At 73.1% G+C, this 14,798-nt stretch carries 10 protein-coding genes; 3 read left to right on the forward strand and 7 right to left on the reverse strand.

Going from position 1 to position 14,798, the window contains the following annotated elements:
- The first annotated feature begins 96 nt into the window (after positions 1 to 96).
- Positions 97 to 4,824, forward strand: a complete 4,728-nt coding sequence (locus HNQ70_RS16515; protein WP_183969718.1) for an ankyrin repeat domain-containing protein — start codon at positions 97 to 99, stop codon at positions 4,822 to 4,824.
- Positions 4,825 to 4,832: 8 nt separating this feature from the next.
- Here HNQ70_RS16515 and HNQ70_RS16520 read toward each other — a convergent pair whose 3' ends face one another.
- Entirely contained in the window at positions 4,833 to 6,011 is a 1,179-nt protein-coding gene (locus tag HNQ70_RS16520; protein WP_183970006.1) for an HNH endonuclease, read from the reverse strand.
- A 107-nt stretch (positions 6,012 to 6,118) separates the two neighbouring features.
- Between HNQ70_RS16520 and HNQ70_RS16525 the strand changes: the two genes are divergently transcribed.
- Positions 6,119 to 6,895, forward strand: a complete 777-nt coding sequence (locus tag HNQ70_RS16525) for a hypothetical protein (protein ID WP_183969720.1) — start codon at positions 6,119 to 6,121, stop codon at positions 6,893 to 6,895.
- Positions 6,896 to 6,898: 3 nt separating this feature from the next.
- Positions 6,899 to 8,365 (forward strand): type IV secretory system conjugative DNA transfer family protein, encoded by a 1,467-nt coding sequence (locus tag HNQ70_RS16530; protein ID WP_183969722.1) that lies wholly within the window; start codon positions 6,899 to 6,901, stop codon positions 8,363 to 8,365.
- A 12-nt stretch (positions 8,366 to 8,377) separates the two neighbouring features.
- On the opposite strand, the gene HNQ70_RS16535 is transcribed toward HNQ70_RS16530, so the two are convergent.
- The 6 genes from HNQ70_RS16535 to HNQ70_RS16560 form a co-directional block, all read right to left on the reverse strand.
- Positions 8,378 to 8,785 carry an OB-fold domain-containing protein gene (locus HNQ70_RS16535; RefSeq protein WP_183969724.1) on the reverse strand — a complete coding sequence of 136 codons (408 nt, stop codon included), beginning with the start codon at positions 8,783 to 8,785 and terminating at the stop codon, positions 8,378 to 8,380.
- 4 nt (positions 8,786 to 8,789) lie between these two features.
- Positions 8,790 to 9,959: a thiolase domain-containing protein gene (locus tag HNQ70_RS16540; RefSeq protein WP_183969726.1), complete on the reverse strand. Its 1,170-nt coding sequence runs from the start codon at positions 9,957 to 9,959 to the stop codon at positions 8,790 to 8,792.
- A 38-nt stretch (positions 9,960 to 9,997) separates the two neighbouring features.
- Complete coding sequence (locus tag HNQ70_RS16545) at positions 9,998 to 11,563, reverse strand: AMP-binding protein (protein WP_183969728.1); 1,566 nt, start codon at positions 11,561 to 11,563, stop codon at positions 9,998 to 10,000.
- Between the two features lie 147 nt (positions 11,564 to 11,710).
- On the reverse strand, positions 11,711 to 12,163 hold the full coding sequence (locus tag HNQ70_RS16550) for a rhodanese-like domain-containing protein (RefSeq protein WP_183969977.1): 453 nt from the start codon (positions 12,161 to 12,163) through the stop codon (positions 11,711 to 11,713).
- Positions 12,164 to 12,328: 165 nt separating this feature from the next.
- Positions 12,329 to 14,233, reverse strand: coding sequence for a hypothetical protein (locus HNQ70_RS16555; protein WP_183969730.1), 1,905 nt, complete (start codon positions 14,231 to 14,233; stop codon positions 12,329 to 12,331).
- Entirely contained in the window at positions 14,230 to 14,793 is a 564-nt protein-coding gene (locus HNQ70_RS16560) for a PGDYG domain-containing protein (protein WP_343060812.1), read from the reverse strand. Before HNQ70_RS16560 ends, HNQ70_RS16555 begins: the two co-directional genes overlap by 4 nt.
- Between the last annotated feature and the right edge of the window lie 5 nt (positions 14,794 to 14,798).

The raw sequence follows: 14,798 nt of genomic DNA on the forward strand, positions 1-14,798 counted from the left end.
CCCGAAGATACCGCCCCGACAGGCAGGCGTGCTAGCGTAATCACCTTGCGATCAACCTGCCGGGGAGCGTCGAATGCCCCCCATGGTGCCTTGCCGATGTGGACCTTCCCCGCGCTCATCCAGCCTTCGGTCTTCGTCGCCGCCCCCGGCGACCTCGCCTACCTCCGCGAGGCGGTGGCGCGCGAACTCGAAGATCTGCAGCGCAAGGTGGCCGACGACCATGGCATCCGGCTCTACGACTGGCAGGTCGACAAGGCCGAGGACGGCTTCCGCGACTGGGTGCCCCCGCAGGGGCAGATCCCGCTGCCCTCCGACTCGCAGTGCCGCGCCGTCATCTGCATGCTGGGGGAGCGGATCGGCACACCGCTGGCGGCGGACTTCGACACGCGGCCGCTCGGACCCATCCAGTCGCTGCGCGGTGACGGGGTCGGCCTGGTGCACCCGTGGGAGCCGGGCGCCGAGGACGCAGGCGGCTTCGCGCTGACCGGCACGGTGTTCGAGTACCTGGCGGCGCTGCACGCCAACCGCGAGCGAGGACACGACGAGGGCGGCGCCGAGCGCGGCCAGCCGCCGGTGCTGCTGCTGGTCGTCGGCGACGAGACGGTACGCGAGGACCTCGATCCCCTGGACGCGAACTGGGGCGGCCACCGGCTTTTCGAAGCCGCCGAGCGGCGCTTCCGCGATTCGCATGGCGCGCGCTGGCGAACCGCCTCGCGGGAATGGGAGCAGACGCAGTACGTGCCCCAGGTCACGCAGTTGCGCAACTTCGTGCGCTACCTGGAGGGCCGCGGGATCTTCCCGCGCATCGTCGCCGACGAGGAACAGGCGCGCGCCGAACTGCGCGCCTTCCTCATGCGCGAGCTGGACCTGCGGGTGCGCGAGCAGGCGCGCAACCCATTCAAGGGCCTGCAGGCTTTCGACCGCGAGGACAACGGCGTGTTCGTCGGCCGCGAGGCCGAGCGCACGCAGGCGGTGGCTGAACTCACCGCACTGTGGAACGACGCCGCGCATCCCACCTTCTACGGCGTCATCGGCGGCAGCGGCGTGGGCAAGTCCTCGCTGGCGCGCGCCGGCATCGTCGGCCATCTGTGCCACCAGACCTCGCAGGGCAGCTACCTGGGCTGCATCGTCCGCCCCGACGAGCTGCTGCCGGATCCGCTGCCCAGGCTCTATGCGTTCGCGCTCGCGCAGGTACAGGTGCAGCAGGCCGACGATGCGGCCGGGGCTGCGCTGGCCTTCGAGAAGGCGCGCGCCTCGCTCACCGCGGTCCGCGACGAGATGGCGGCCGGCGAGGCCGTGCAGCGGCTGGCCGGAGCGCTCGCGGGCCGCGGCGCGCAGTGGCGGCTGATCCTGGCCTTCGACCAGTTCGAGGAGCTGCTGGACCGCCGCGCCGACACCGGCGGCGCTGCTGCCTGGGAGCCGGTGGTCGACTTCATCGCGCGCGCGGCGGCGCACCCGGCGATGGGCGTGGTCTACACGCTGCAGACCAACCGCGCGGAGCTGATCGCCCAGGACCCCAAACTGGGACCGCTGTGGGCGCGCGGCGGCAACCTGCGGCTGGCCTTCCCGGAACACAGCCTGGACGACATCATCCGCAAGCCCTTCGAGTTCGCCGGCGTCGCCGAGCTGGAGCCCGGGCTGGTGCGCGTGCTGCGCGAGCGCATCGTGCGCTTCGCCCACCAGAGCGACGGCGAATCCACCGGCAGCCTGCTGCCGCTGGTGTCGCTGACGCTGCAGCGGATCTTCGAGGCGAGCAAGCGGATCGCCGCGGACGCCAGGACCGGAACCGGAACCGGCGGCACGGCGGGCGGCACGGCGGATGGCGCGGATCGCGGCGCGTCCGGCGGCGTCGCGGACGCGCTGGCCGGAGCCAACTCCCCGCAGCGCCTCGCCGTCGAGGACTGCCAGGGACTGCTGGACGTCGAGGACGCCATCGCCGAGCTCGCCGAAGCGGCCGTGCAGGAGGCGCGCGCAGCGGCCGGCGCCGACTGGACCGACGACGCCATCGGCAGCCTGCTGCGCCGGCTGGTGCGGCTGAGCGGCGCCGCCAACGACCGGCTAGTGCTGCCGGACGCGCCGATGCCCACGCGCTCCGCGCCGCGCCGGCTGGCCGCAGCGCTGGCGGCGCGCCGGCTGCTTCTTCCGGAGGCCGGCGGGCGCATCAAGCTGGTCCACGAGGCGGTGCTGCGCCACTGGCCGGCCGCAAGCGCCTGGCTCGACGGGCAGCGCCGCCTGCTCAGGCTGCACGGCATCGTCGGTTTCAAGGCGGATGAGTGGGAGGCGGGCGGGCGCGCCGACGCCTCGCTTGACGCGCACGGCGCGCGCGACGTCGACGAGGCGGCCGAGCTGCTGGCGCAATGGTTCGACGTGTTCGGCGGCCGCGCGGCCGGCGAGGACAGCGACCCGTCGCCAGCCGATCGCAGGTTGCGCGACTACGGGCTGGCGCTGCTGCGCGCGCACCCGGCGCCGCGCCGTCCCGTGGAGCGCAGCACCTCGGGCTCGACCCACCTGCACCTGGCCGCCACCTACGGCGACCTGCCGACCGTGCGGGCGCTGCTCGCCGCGGACCCGTCGGCGGTGGACGTGGAGCGCCGCGACCGGCGCACGCCGCTGTTCGGCCCGTGCTTCGGCGGCGACCTGCCGGTGATCGCCGCGCTGGTCGAAGCGGGCGCGGACGTCGACCACGCCGAGGCCGACGGCTGGCGACCGCTGCACATCGCAGCGAGCGCCGGGCAGGTGGCGGCAATCGATGCGCTGCTCGCCGTCGGCGCCTCGCTGCCGCTGGCCAGCGACGGCAGCGTCACGCCGCCGCTGTACCTGGCGGCGTCGAACGCGCACCTCGCCGCGGTCGAGCGCCTGCTGGACCTCGGCGCCGATCCGGCGCAGGCCGCCGGCGGCTGGACACCATTGCACGCGGCCGCGGCCGAAGGACATGCGGAAGTGGCGCGCCGCCTCGCGCAGCGCGGCGCGCCCGCCGATGCCAGGCTGCCGGAGAGCGGCTACACCCCTCTGCACGTCGCCACCCTCAACGGCCGGGAAGACGCGGTGCGCGCGCTGTGCGCGGCCGGCGCGGCGCCGGACGCAAGCGTCGACTACGAACAGCGCAAGGAATGCACCGCGCTGCACCTGGCCGTGCTCAAGGACCTGCCCGGCTGCGCGCGCGCGCTGGTCGAGACCGGCGCCAACCCGAATCCGCAGGACGACCTCGGCCGCACGCCGCTGCAGCTCGCGCTGTCCACCGGCCGCATCGCCTGCGCGGAGGCGCTGCTGCAGGCCGGGGCCGACCCCGACGCCCCGGCACGCGACGGGCACACCTGCCTGGATCTTGCCGTCGCCGACGGGGACGAGGCGCGGGTCCGCTTCCTGCTCGCGCACGGCGCGCGCGCCGACGCCCGCAACCCCGGTGGCCGCACAGCGCTGCAGCGCGCCGCCGCGGAGGGCCGCGAGGGCCTGCTGCGCCAACTGCTGGATGCAGGCGCCGACCCCAGGCTGAGCGACGACGACGGATGCATCGCGCTCCACCATGCCGCGAGACGCGGCCAGCTACCGGTCCTCGAGCTGCTGCTCACGCTGCCCGCGGCGGATGCCGATGCGCGGAATGCCGACGGCCTGGGTCCGCTGCACCTGGCCGCCGCGGCCGGGCACACCGCCGCGGTCGGCTACCTGCTGGCCCACCACGCCGCCCCGGATCCCCGTGACGCGGACGGCTGGACGCCCCTGCACCTCGCCGCACTCGGAGGGCATGCCGATACCGCCCGGGCGCTGCTCGGCGCAGGGGCCGCGCCAGACCCGCTGTCCGATCTGCCCGAAACCCGCCCGCTGATCGTCGCCGCCGAACTCGGCCACGCGGAGCTCGCCCGGGTCCTGATCGGTGCGGGCGCTGCGATCGAAGGCGGCACCGCGCACAAACCGGCGCCGCTTGAGGCGGCACTGCGCTTCCGGCAGCTGAACACCGCGCGCGCACTGCTGCGCGCCGGCGCCCGCGTCGATCCGCAGGAAGCCGCCTGGGTCGCCCGGCTGCTTGCCGGCGACGCCAGCTGCGCGCCATCGGACGGCGACACCGTGCCATCGTCCCCGTTGCGCGGGATCTTCAACGCCGGCGGCCCCACAGCGGCGGGCGGCGCCGGCTGGAGCGCCTCGGCCACCGGCGCGCAGGATGCGATCGACGCCGCGCAGGCGCGGCTGCTCACTGCCACGGCCGGCGTCCTGCAGTACCGCTGGCGGCCCGCGCCAGCCCAGGTCCGCGTGCTGGTGGCCGCGGAGCCCGGGCTGGCAGCCGCCGGCCTGCGCTGCACGGCGCCGGACACGAAGGTGGAGATCACCGGCCTGGCCTGGTACGAGCGCGCAAGCCTGGTGCGCATCAGCGACCCCGGCTGGCCGAATCCCGCGCTCACCGTCTACTTCGTGCTGAGTTCGGCGGGCACGCTGGTGCGGCTGGCGGGCGTCTCGCCGCCGCTGCACGAGCTTGCCGCCAGCGAGCCGCTGCGGCTCTCCCCGGAGAACGTGCTCGGCTACCTGAAGTTTTTCTGCTTCTTCGTGCGCGGCAACGAGGGCGCGTTCTACATCCTCGAGCAGGCCGACGATCCGATGGTGCCCCCGGACGTCGACGAGTCGCTGCGCCGCCTGCTGCGCGACACCGTCCGCCCGGCCTTTCTGGACGGCCTCGACGAGCAGGGCCGCCACGTCTGCGATGCGGTGGTCTGGTACAGCAACGCGCTGTTCATCGCCCGCTTCGGAATCGCTTCGAACGGGATGATGGAGATGCTGTCCGATGAGCCGATCGCAGCCGACCTGCCGATCCGTGCCGAGGCGCCGATCGCCTGACCCTGCGTTCAATCCAGCTCGAGCACGCCAAGCGGATCCTCGCGCAGGCGGGCGGCAAGCTCCCGATAGACCCGCGCGTTGTCCGCCATCTGTTCCGCCAGCGGAGCGTTCTGCATGCCGACCGACTCGAAGAAGCTGGCCGAGTCCTCGAGCAGCCGCACCCCAAGCGCAGCGACCGTCTGCCGGCCGCGCAGCTGCGCAGCGGGATCGCCTGCCGCGCCCGGCAGATCGAGGCTGTCCATCGGGTCCGACCGCAGCAGCGCCGCGACCTGGTCGTAGACATCTGCGCTGGTCTTCATCTGCTGCGCAAGCGCCGGGTTCTGCTCCCCGACCTTGCGGAAGAAGGTGGCAGCGTCGCCGAGCAGCCGGGCCGCGAGCTCCGCGTGGCTGGGAGACTGCTGCCGCGGGTCCGCGGGGGCGGCCTCGTCGCCCGCCGACGCCTCGCCAGGCGCGTCCGGCAGCAGGATGCCCTCAAGCCGCCACAGCCACGAGAACTCGGCCCGGGCGCCGGTCGCCGCAGCCAGCGGCCCCGAGGGCGAACGCCAGTACGCGAGCACCTGCGGGAACTGGTTGAACTCGAGCTCGTCGACGCGCACGATGCGCCGGTCCAGCGGCAGCAGCCGCAGACCCGCCAGCACGGCGTCGTCGACCGTCCCCCCTGACCCGCGCATGCGCTGCGCAAGCTCCGCCGGGTGGTCGCTGCCCAGCCGTTGCCGCGCCGGCTCGCGCCGCGCCATCAGCGCATCCAGCACGCGCCGCGCGCGCTCGCCGGCCCGCTGCGTGATCAGCGCCAGGTAGAGCTCGCGCACCATCCAGTGCAGCTCCGTCTGCGGCACCTCGGGCAGCCAGACCAGCACCCCGGAGCGCATCGCCGCCGCCTCGTCCAGGTGCAGGCACTGGTGGCAGAACAGGCAGACCGTGGCCATCTGGTCCGGGTCACGCGCGTTGCCGCCGCCCACCAGCACCTCCTGGTAGCGCAGCGAGCGGAAGCCGCAATACCGGCAGGTGTGGTCGTCGCGCTGCCAGACCGCGGCCTTGACGGCGTCCGGCACCCGCCAGAAGGGCTCGCGCCGGCGCGATCCGCGGGCGTCCGGCTGCAGCGCCGGCTGCGGGCGCAGCGGCGGAACCGCGCCGGCGCGCGCCCGCTCGAGGCTGTCGATCGCTTCGCTCACGTCCGCTTCGCTCACGTCCGTCTCCTCCCCGGCCTCAAGCCTGCGCAGGCCGCCGTGCTTGCCCGATCCGGCGAGGATACCCAGAATCGTGGCTCCCATACCCGCCGCCGCGCCGCCCAACGATGCCGCCACCCCCCATTCCCCTGCTGCCGGGCCCCTGGCGCCCGCTGACGCCAGGACATGCCGCCGGTTTCTCGCTACGGCTGGCGGCGCTGCTCGCGCAAGCGCACACCCACGAGGGACTCGCACCGCACCACCGGGTGACGAACCTGCGCGCGATGCCGCTGTCCTTCTACCCGGGCTGGGCCGTCGTCGAGGGCGAAGCGCTGGTCGAGCCCGGCCTCTCTGGCACCTTCGACGTGCTCTACGGGCCGGGGCTGATGTGGCTGATCGACGGGGAGAGCCGCGTGCTCAACGACCTGAACGCCGGCAGCGTGCCGCGCGACCTGGCGCGCTATCTTGCCGCCGGAGCGATCCAAGGGACAGGCGACACCGGCTCGCCGCACGCGCACGACGCAGCGGGCTTCATCGCCAGTCCGCTGCGCGGCCTGGACGATCCCGCCACAGGCGCCGACTTCCTGCGCTTCTACTGCGCCTGCGTCTGGGGCGAGGAAGGGCCGTTCATGCCAGTCGAGTCCGCCGGCTCGCCGGTGCTGCACGGACTGGACGCGCACGACTCCGGCTGGCTCGGGCGCCTGCGGCCGCTCGTGGTGAGCCGTGACGGCGACGAGCTCGTCGCCGAGGGGGTGATCGCCTACGGGCGCTCGCTGTTCGAGGCGCGGCTGCGCGTGCGCGACGGCAGAGTGCGCATGGAGGACGACGCCCCGATCGCCGCCGACGTGCTGCCCGAGCGCGTCAACGCGGCCCCGCTGCGCGACCTGCGCCGCACGCAGGAGTAGCCGATGCCGTTCGCAAAGACCGCCGCCCACCTGCGGCTGCCCGACGCCCTGCCCGAACCCGGCCTGCTGGTCGGCTGGTCGCTGGAGAGCCGCCATCCGCGCCGGCCGATCGGCTTCACCTACGGCCACCCGCTGCGCTCGCCGGCCACCGGTTTCCTGGACCCGATCCTGCTCGGCGGCGAAGGCCACCTGATGAGCATCGCGCCCACCGGCGCGGGCAAGGGCACCGGCTGCATCATCCCTGCGCTGCTGCGCTACCCGGGCCCGGTGATCGTCGTCGACCCCAAGGGCGAGAACGTGGCGATCACCGCGCGCCGCCGCCGCGAGATGGGCCAGCGCGTCGTGGTGATCGACCCGATGGGAATCACCGACCAGCCGTCCGACTCGCTGAACCCGCTGGACGCGATCGACATCGGCGAGGCCAGCGCGGTCGACGAGGTGGCGGCGCTCGCGCAGGCGCTCAACGCCAGCCAGCAGGACGAACGCAACCGCTACTGGAGCAGCCGCGGGATGCACCTGGCGATCGGCGCCATCCTGCAGGTGCTGGTCGACGCGCGCGCGAGCGGCAGCCAGTGGGGCAACCTGATCGCGGTGCGCGAGATGATCAACGCCGCCGCTGCCGACCCGGCAGCAATGGCCAGGCGCATGCTGGAATCCGAACACCCGGAGGTGCAGCGCATCGCGCGGATGCTCAACATCGCCGCGGCCGAGACGCTGGGCGGCATCATCTCGTTCAGCCAGGAGATGGTGGACTTCCTGCGCGGCGACCTGGTCCAGGCCAACGTTGCAAAGACCTCGTTCGACCTCGACGAAGTCACCCGGGGCGCGCCCTTGTCCATCTACCTGGTGCTGCCGCCGCACATGCTCGAGTCGCACAGCCGCCTGCTGCGGCTGTGGCTCGGCGCGCTGATGACCTGCTTCACGCGGCGCCGGGCGCGCCCGCCGATGTCGACGCTGTTCATTCTCGACGAGGCCGCCCAGCTCGGCGAGCTGCCGCAGCTGCGCCAGGCGGTGACGCTGCTGCGCGGCTACGGGCTGCAGACCTGGAGCTTCTGGCAGGACGCCAGTCAGCTGCAGCTGCTCTACCCGCGCGACTGGAAGACGATGGTGAACAACTGCCGCGTGCTGCAGTGCTTCGGCGCGCTCAACCAGGTGGCCGCGCAGGGGATGTCGGAACTGACCGGCTTCGCCGACGGCAGCGCGATCCTCGACCTGGAGCACGACGAGATGGTGCTGCAGCTCGCCGGCGACGAGGCGGTGGTGGCCAGGCTGCCCAATTACCTGGTCGATCCGGCCTTCGCGGGGCTGTTCGACCCCAACCCCTACCATGACCGCACCCGCGCCGTGATGCCGCGCAAGACCGAGCCGCAGCGCATGTACACGCGGCCCGACGACGCCAGCCGCTACCGCCCCGCGCTCGCGCCCGTGGCGGCGGACGACCTGCTGCTGGCGTCGATCGTGAACGGGTGAGGCTACCGGCGCTCAGGCCGGCGCGAACACTGGCACGGTGCGCCCCTGCGGCGCCTGGCGGAAGCGCACCTGCACTGCCTGGCCGATGCGCACCGAGTCGACGTCGCAGTCGACGATGTTGGTCATCAGCGTGGGCCCCTCCTCCAGCGTGACGTAGGCCAGCACGTAGGGGACTTCCACCCGGCGCATCACGCTGTAGGTGTAGATGGTTCCGCGCCCGCTCGCGTCGCGCCACTCGAGGTCCGCGCTGTGGCAGAAGGGACAGACGACCTTCGGATACCAGTGCGCGCGGCCGCAGGCGCGGCAGGCCTTCACCAGCAGCCGCCCCTCGGCGGCCGCCTCCCAGAAGGGCCGGGTCTCGGGGTAGGCCGCGGCGTAGGCGTCCTGCTCGAAGCCGATCGTGTTCGTGGATTCGCTCACCGTCTCACTCCCGCTCGAAGATCACCGTGGCGTGGGCATGCGCGCTGCCCACCACCAGTCCCGGCCCGCAGGCCAGCGCCAGGTCGCAGTTGGGCACCTGGACCGCGGGATGCGCCTCGCCGCGCAGCTGGCGCACCGCCTCGATCGCCTTGGTGATGCCGCCGCGGTTCTCGGGGTGGTTGTTGCACAGTCCGCCGCCGTCGGTGTTGAAGGGCAGCCTGCCCACGCCCGAGATCAGGTTGCCGTCGGCGACGAACTCGCCGCCGCGGCCCTTCTCGCAGAAGCCCAGGTCCTCGAGCTGCATGATCACCATGATGGTGAAGTTGTCGTAGATCGATGCGTACTTGATGTCGGCGGGAGTGACGCCCGCCTGCGCGAAGGCGCTCGCGCCGGTCCAGCGCGCGCCGGTGCGCACCACGTCGATGTCGCCGCCGGCGTTGGTGTTGATCGTCTCGCCGGTGCCGATCACCCTGACCAGCGGACGCTTCAGGCTGCGCGCGATCTCGGGCCGCGCCAGCACCAGCGCGCCGCCGCCGTCGCTGATCACGCAGCAGTCGAGCCGGTGCAAGGGATCGGCGATCACCGGCGAGGCGAGCACCTCCTCGACGGTCACCGGCTTGCGCAGCATCGCGTTGGGGTTGTGCTGCGCGTGCTGCGAGGCAGCCACCTTGACCCAGGCGAGCTGCTCCTGGGTGGTGCCGAACTCGTGCATGTGACGCATCGCGTACATGCCGTAGATCGCCGCGATGGTGGCGTCGTAGGCCAGGTCCCATGGGGTCTCCGGCCGCTCGGGGCCGAAGGGGCGGGGCTTGGTGCCAGTGGCCTGGCCCTTGCTGCGCGGCTTGCCCGCCAGCGTGATCAGCGCCACGTCGCACTTGCCGGCTGCGATCGCCGCGGCAGCGTGCTCGATCTGGATCAGGTAGGAGCAGCCGCCCGCCTCGGTGCCGTCCAGGTACCTCAGCCGCAGGTTCAGGTAGTCGGCCATCCAGAGCGGCCCGCCGCCCGGCACGTCGCCCGCGCAGAAGTAGCCGTCGACGTCGGCCAGCGTGAGGCCGGCGTCGGCCAGCGCGCCCATCGCGCACTCGGCGTGCAGCTGCGCGACCGACTTGTCGGGCGCCAGCCGCGTGGGGTGCTCCCATGCGCCGACGACGCAGGCGCTTCCCTTGTTGCTCATCTCGTGCTCCCGTCTGGAGTACGGACCCTTTCGGGTCCTCAGTTCACCGCGCGCCCGCCGGCCTGCCAGTGGCGGGCCCGCAGCGCCTTCTTGTCGATCTTGCCCAGCGGTGTCAGCGGCAGCGCCGCGTCGAAATCCACCGACTTGGGCGCATGCACCGATCCCTTGGCGGCGCGCACGGCGTCGATCAGCTCCTGCGCCTCGACCCGCGCGCCGGGCTTGAGCGCGACCACCGCCTTGACGGCCTCGCCCCACTTCTCGTCGGGCACGCCGATCACCGCCGCGGCCGCCACCGCCGGATGCGCAGCGAGCACGTCCTCGATCTCCTTCGGATAAACGTTGAAGCCGCCGGAGATGATCATGTCCTTCTTGCGGTCGACGATGTGGATGAATCCGTCCGCATCGCGGCGCGCCAGGTCGCCGGTGTGCAGCCAGTCGCCCTTGAAGGCGTCGGCAGTGAGCTCCGGCTGCTTCCAGTAGCCCGACATCAGCAGCGGACCGCGCACGCAGATCTCGCCGATCTCGCCGTCCGGCACCTCGCGGCAGTCGTCGTCGAGCAGCGCGACGCGGATCAGCGGGAAGGGCCGGCCTGCCGACGACAGCCGATCGCCGCCGGCGACGTGATCGGCGCGCGAGAGCGTGAGGATGGTGTTGGGCGACTCGGTCTGGCCGAAGCACTGGATCAGGCAGTGGCCGATCACCTCGAGCGCCTCGCGGATGCGCGCCGGCGCCATCGGCGCGGCGCTGTAGACCAGCGAATGCAGGCAGCTCCAGTCGATCGCCCGGGCCCGCGGATGGTCCAGCAGCGCGTAGATCATCGTCGGCACCAGCCAGGTCAGCGTGGGCCGGTTGCGCTCGATGGCGTCGAGGAAGGCGCCGGCGTCGAAGCCGCGCTGCAGCATCACGCAGCCGCCGCGCATCAGCGTGGGCACCACCAGCGAGCCCGCGCCATGGGAGATCGGCGCCGGGCACAGGTAGACCACCTGGTCCGGCCAGTCCATCCCGGACAGCGCCAGCACGGTGTTGGTGCACAGCGAGCGGTTGGACAGCATCACGCCCTTGGAGCGGCCGGTGGTGCCACCGGTGTACGCGAGGCGGATGATGTCCTCGGCTTCGCCCGCAGGGCTCAGCCTCTGAGCCTGGAAGCCCGCCGACGCCGCCCAGAGATCGGCCATGCCATCGATTTCGCCGTGCGCCAGCCAGTGAGTGACCTGCGGGGAGCGGGCGCGCAGCGCGGCGCCGCGCTGCGCGTAGTAGGGATCGACGATCACCGCCTTCGCTTCGCTGTCCTCGATGACGAAGGCGTGGTCGTCTTCGCTGCCCATGGCGTGCAGCGCCACCGAGCGCAGGCCCGCGACGTAGACCGCGGCGACCACGATGAAGGTCTCTGGCCGGTTGGCCGACAGCTGGACGATGGTGTCGCCGCGCCGCAGCCCCAGCCGTTCGAAGGCCTGGATCACGCGGCTGATGCGCTCGCCCAGCTCGCGATAGCCGATCCGGCTGCCGTCGGGTTCGAGGAAGGCGGTGCGATCCGGGAAGCGCTGCACGGCCGAGGCGATCAGCTCGCCCATCGTGCCGGTCTCGAGGGTGGGTTTCGGGTTCATCGCGGAAATGCCGTGGTCGATCCCGACACGATAACGGTTCCCGGCGAACCCGGACTCCGCAGCTGCGCCCACCGATCCGCGCGACGTTCGCCTGCCGGTCGCCGGAGCGGCCCCGCTGCGGATTCCGGAATGCGGCGCAGCGATCCCTCAGTCCTGTTCCCAGGGCAGTCCGTGGAAGCGCCAGCCGTCGACCTTGCCGCGTCGCCCGGCGTCGTCGATCTCGCCTTCGAAACCCTCGAGCACGTTGAAGGCTCGCGCCCAGCCCGCCAGGCTCGCCGCATCGGCGGCGCGCTCGGAGCGCTTGCCGCTGCGGCACAGGAACAGCAGCGGCAGCTCGGGCGGCGCCACGGCCGCCAGTTCGCGGATGAACTCCTGGTTTGGCGTCATGTCGACGCCATGCGCCCAAGGCACGTGGATCGCACCGGGAACGCGGCCCACCAGCGCGAGCTCCTCTTCGGTGCGGACGTCGACCAGAACGGCCTGGCCGGTCTGGATCAGCGACCAGGCGTGCGGCGGCGAGAGGTCGCCCGCGCGGCGCGGCGCAGGCTTGGCAGCGCTGGGGAGCTGGGTGTCAGGCACGTCGGCGCGCGCAGGCGCCATGCCGGCCGGCGCGGCCGCGCCGGAGGAAGCGGAATCGAGGGAATCTGCCATGGCGGACTGGCCCCGCAGGGCCCGGAGCGTGTCGGGATCACGAGCCTAGGCGCACCACCGGCCGGACGGAACGAGCGTTTTCGACTTTGCTCATGAACAAAGGTTCGAAGCGGCTCAGGCGCCGCGCAGCATCGCCTCCGCGCGCAGGATCTCCGGGATCGCGTCCACCACCTTGAGGTCCCGCGCCTGCTGGTCGATCTCCGGGTCCGCCTCCGGCAGGCGGTCGAAGGGCACCAGCGTGTGGTTCAGGCGCAGCACGCTCTTCTGCAGCGACGCCGGCAGTCCGCTGGCGCCGCGATTGCGCAGCTCCGCCGGCAGCGGGAGCCAGCCCTCGAGCAGGCGCTCGGCGATGAAGCGCCGATGCTCGAGCCGCGCCAGCGCGGTCCGCAGCCCGGCATCGGCGCGCAGCGCGCCTGCCACCGACCGCGCCACCCGCTCGGGATCGGCGGCCAGCAGCAGTCGCCAGTCGCGCAACACAGGATCGCCGGTGGCGCGCGCCGCCAGGTCGAGCTTGACGTCCACGTGGTCGGCGGCGAGCCGATCCGACCAGCGGAAATCCTCCTGGCGGGCCGCGGCCCAGAGCGCGCTGGCCTCGCGCACCCGTTCGGGTGAGGCGGCGAAGGCCTCGCCCTGAGGCAGCTGGTGAACCGCGTGGACGACCATCGCGCGCCGGTCCTGTCCTTCGCCCGGATAGGTTTCATCCACTCGAAAGCAGCGCGCATGCAGATCGAAGGGCTGCACCACCTGCATAAACCGCGCCGCGGGCGATGCGCGCGGATCGAGCGAGCGCGCGCTGTCGGCCGGCTGCTGCAGGCAGGCGATCACCGGCTGCGCCGCAGCGCGCGCCCCTGGAGTCAGCTCGCGCAGCGCCACGGCCCGCGTGGCCGCGGCAAGCGTGCCGAGATCGCGTTCGCAGGCGGCGTAAACGGCGTCGAAGGGCTGCACCCGCTGCAGCCGCAGCCAGTCGACATGCGCAAGCTCGGCCTCATCGCAGTCGATCACCTCGATGCGCGCCAGCGGCAGCAGCGGGGCCAGCATCGGATCGGCGCTGTCGACGGACAAGGCAGGGAATGCGCGCCGCAGCCGCTCGAGCAGCGCGGCCGCACCCCTTCCCGCCAGCGCGATGCGCACGCAGTGCGCCGGGTCCTCGTCGTGCACGCAGTGCTGGGCCGCGTGGACGAGCAGCGCGGCTGCGAGCTCGCCCGCACCCAGGATCAGCAGGTGGGGCGCACGCGCGGCCTCGCCCGGCCGGGGCGGATGCTCGCGCAGCAGCGTTCGCGCCGCCAGCCGCGGCAGGCTGAAGAAGTCGATCGACAGGCGCGTTGCGTCGAGCCCTGCGGACAGCACATCCGCGGCCCTGAGCAGGCGCCGGTCGCGCACGTCCACCAGCAGGCGGACCGCTCGCTGCCGGACCGGACGCGGTGCGGACTCGATCGCACTGCGGACGCGCCGCGCGACCTCCAGGTTGCGATGGTCGTCGCCGGTCATCACCCAGACGTTTCCGGCTCGATGCGGCAGCAGCGGGCGCAGCGCGCCCTCGGCGAGCGCATCGCCGGCGAGCACGAAACCCGGCAGATCGAACTCCTCCATTGCACGGGCCAGCGGGGCCTCCTCGCGCAGGTCGATGCCGACCAGCTTGCCGCGCCCGCCGCCGCCCGTGGCCAGCATCCGCGCGCGACGCACGGCCACGCCCGCCGCCGCCGCGCCGCCACCGACGAACAGATCGTCCGCAGGGCGGGCACGCAGGCGCAGCAGCTGCCAGGCCCCCCAGGACCGCTCGCCGAACGCGTAGATCGCGGCGCCGGCGGTCGCCAGCGGCGCCAGGATCGCGGCGAACCACCCGGCAGCATCGGGGATCTCGGCGGGACCGACGTTGATCACGAAAAGCTGCAGGCTCTTGAGCGCCGCGCCCGGCATGCCGTCCGCCGGCAGGAAGCTGGCCACGCCGAGCAGGTAGGCCAGCGCAGCCGTCGCCGGGACCACGCGTCGCCAGACGCGGGCGAGCTGCTCGCGCTTCATTCCGGCGCTCCGCAGCCCCCGCCCGCATCGGCATCGGCATCGGCATCGGCATCGGCATCGGCATCGGCATCGGCATCGGCATCGGCGTCGGCGTCGGCGATCAGCGCGTAGGTGTCGCCGAAAATGTCCGGCGCCACGATTCCGTATTCGCCAGGCGCGTACTGCAGCAGCCAGTCGCCGGGCCGGCCGCGCAGCAGGTCGCCGTGCGCGCCCACCGGCACCTGGATGTGAGCCTCCAGGCGGCGGGCGAGCACCACTCCTGGCCGGCGGCGATAGAGCCCGTCCCGCCCCGCAGCGGTGCCTGCCGCGGGTTCGTAGCGGCCCTCGAAGGGTCCGCGCTCGACCGGCCAGCATTCGCCGCGCAGCCCGCAGACCAGCGCGGCGCCCGCGCGATAGCGCACCGGGCCTTCCAAGGTCTGCAGCACGCCAGGCGCCTCGGCGAAGCGCACCCGCAGCGTGACCGGGCGCCTGAGCGCGCGGCGCGCCGATGCGTCGCAATCCAGCGCGGGCAGCGCCGGCGCCGAGCGCGGCGCGTCGGAGGTCGGGCTCGGCCGGCTCACCAGCG

The organism is Quisquiliibacterium transsilvanicum, assembly GCF_014202215.1.
Taxonomy (GTDB): Bacteria; Pseudomonadota; Gammaproteobacteria; order Burkholderiales; family Burkholderiaceae_E; genus Quisquiliibacterium; species Quisquiliibacterium transsilvanicum.

Coding starts and splice junctions, on each gene's coding strand:
- HNQ70_RS16515 (WP_183969718.1), top strand. CDS start 97: ATGTGGACCTTCCCCGCGCTCATCCAGCCTTCGGTCTTCGTCGCCGCC.
- HNQ70_RS16550 (WP_183969977.1), bottom strand. CDS start 12,163: ATGGCGCCTGCGCGCGCCGACGTGCCTGACACCCAGCTCCCCAGCGCT.
- HNQ70_RS16530 (WP_183969722.1), top strand. CDS start 6,899: ATGCCGTTCGCAAAGACCGCCGCCCACCTGCGGCTGCCCGACGCCCTG.
- HNQ70_RS16525 (WP_183969720.1), top strand. CDS start 6,119: ATGCCGCCACCCCCCATTCCCCTGCTGCCGGGCCCCTGGCGCCCGCTG.
- HNQ70_RS16540 (WP_183969726.1), bottom strand. CDS start 9,959: ATGAGCAACAAGGGAAGCGCCTGCGTCGTCGGCGCATGGGAGCACCCC.
- HNQ70_RS16545 (WP_183969728.1), bottom strand. CDS start 11,563: ATGAACCCGAAACCCACCCTCGAGACCGGCACGATGGGCGAGCTGATC.
- HNQ70_RS16555 (WP_183969730.1), bottom strand. CDS start 14,233: ATGAAGCGCGAGCAGCTCGCCCGCGTCTGGCGACGCGTGGTCCCGGCG.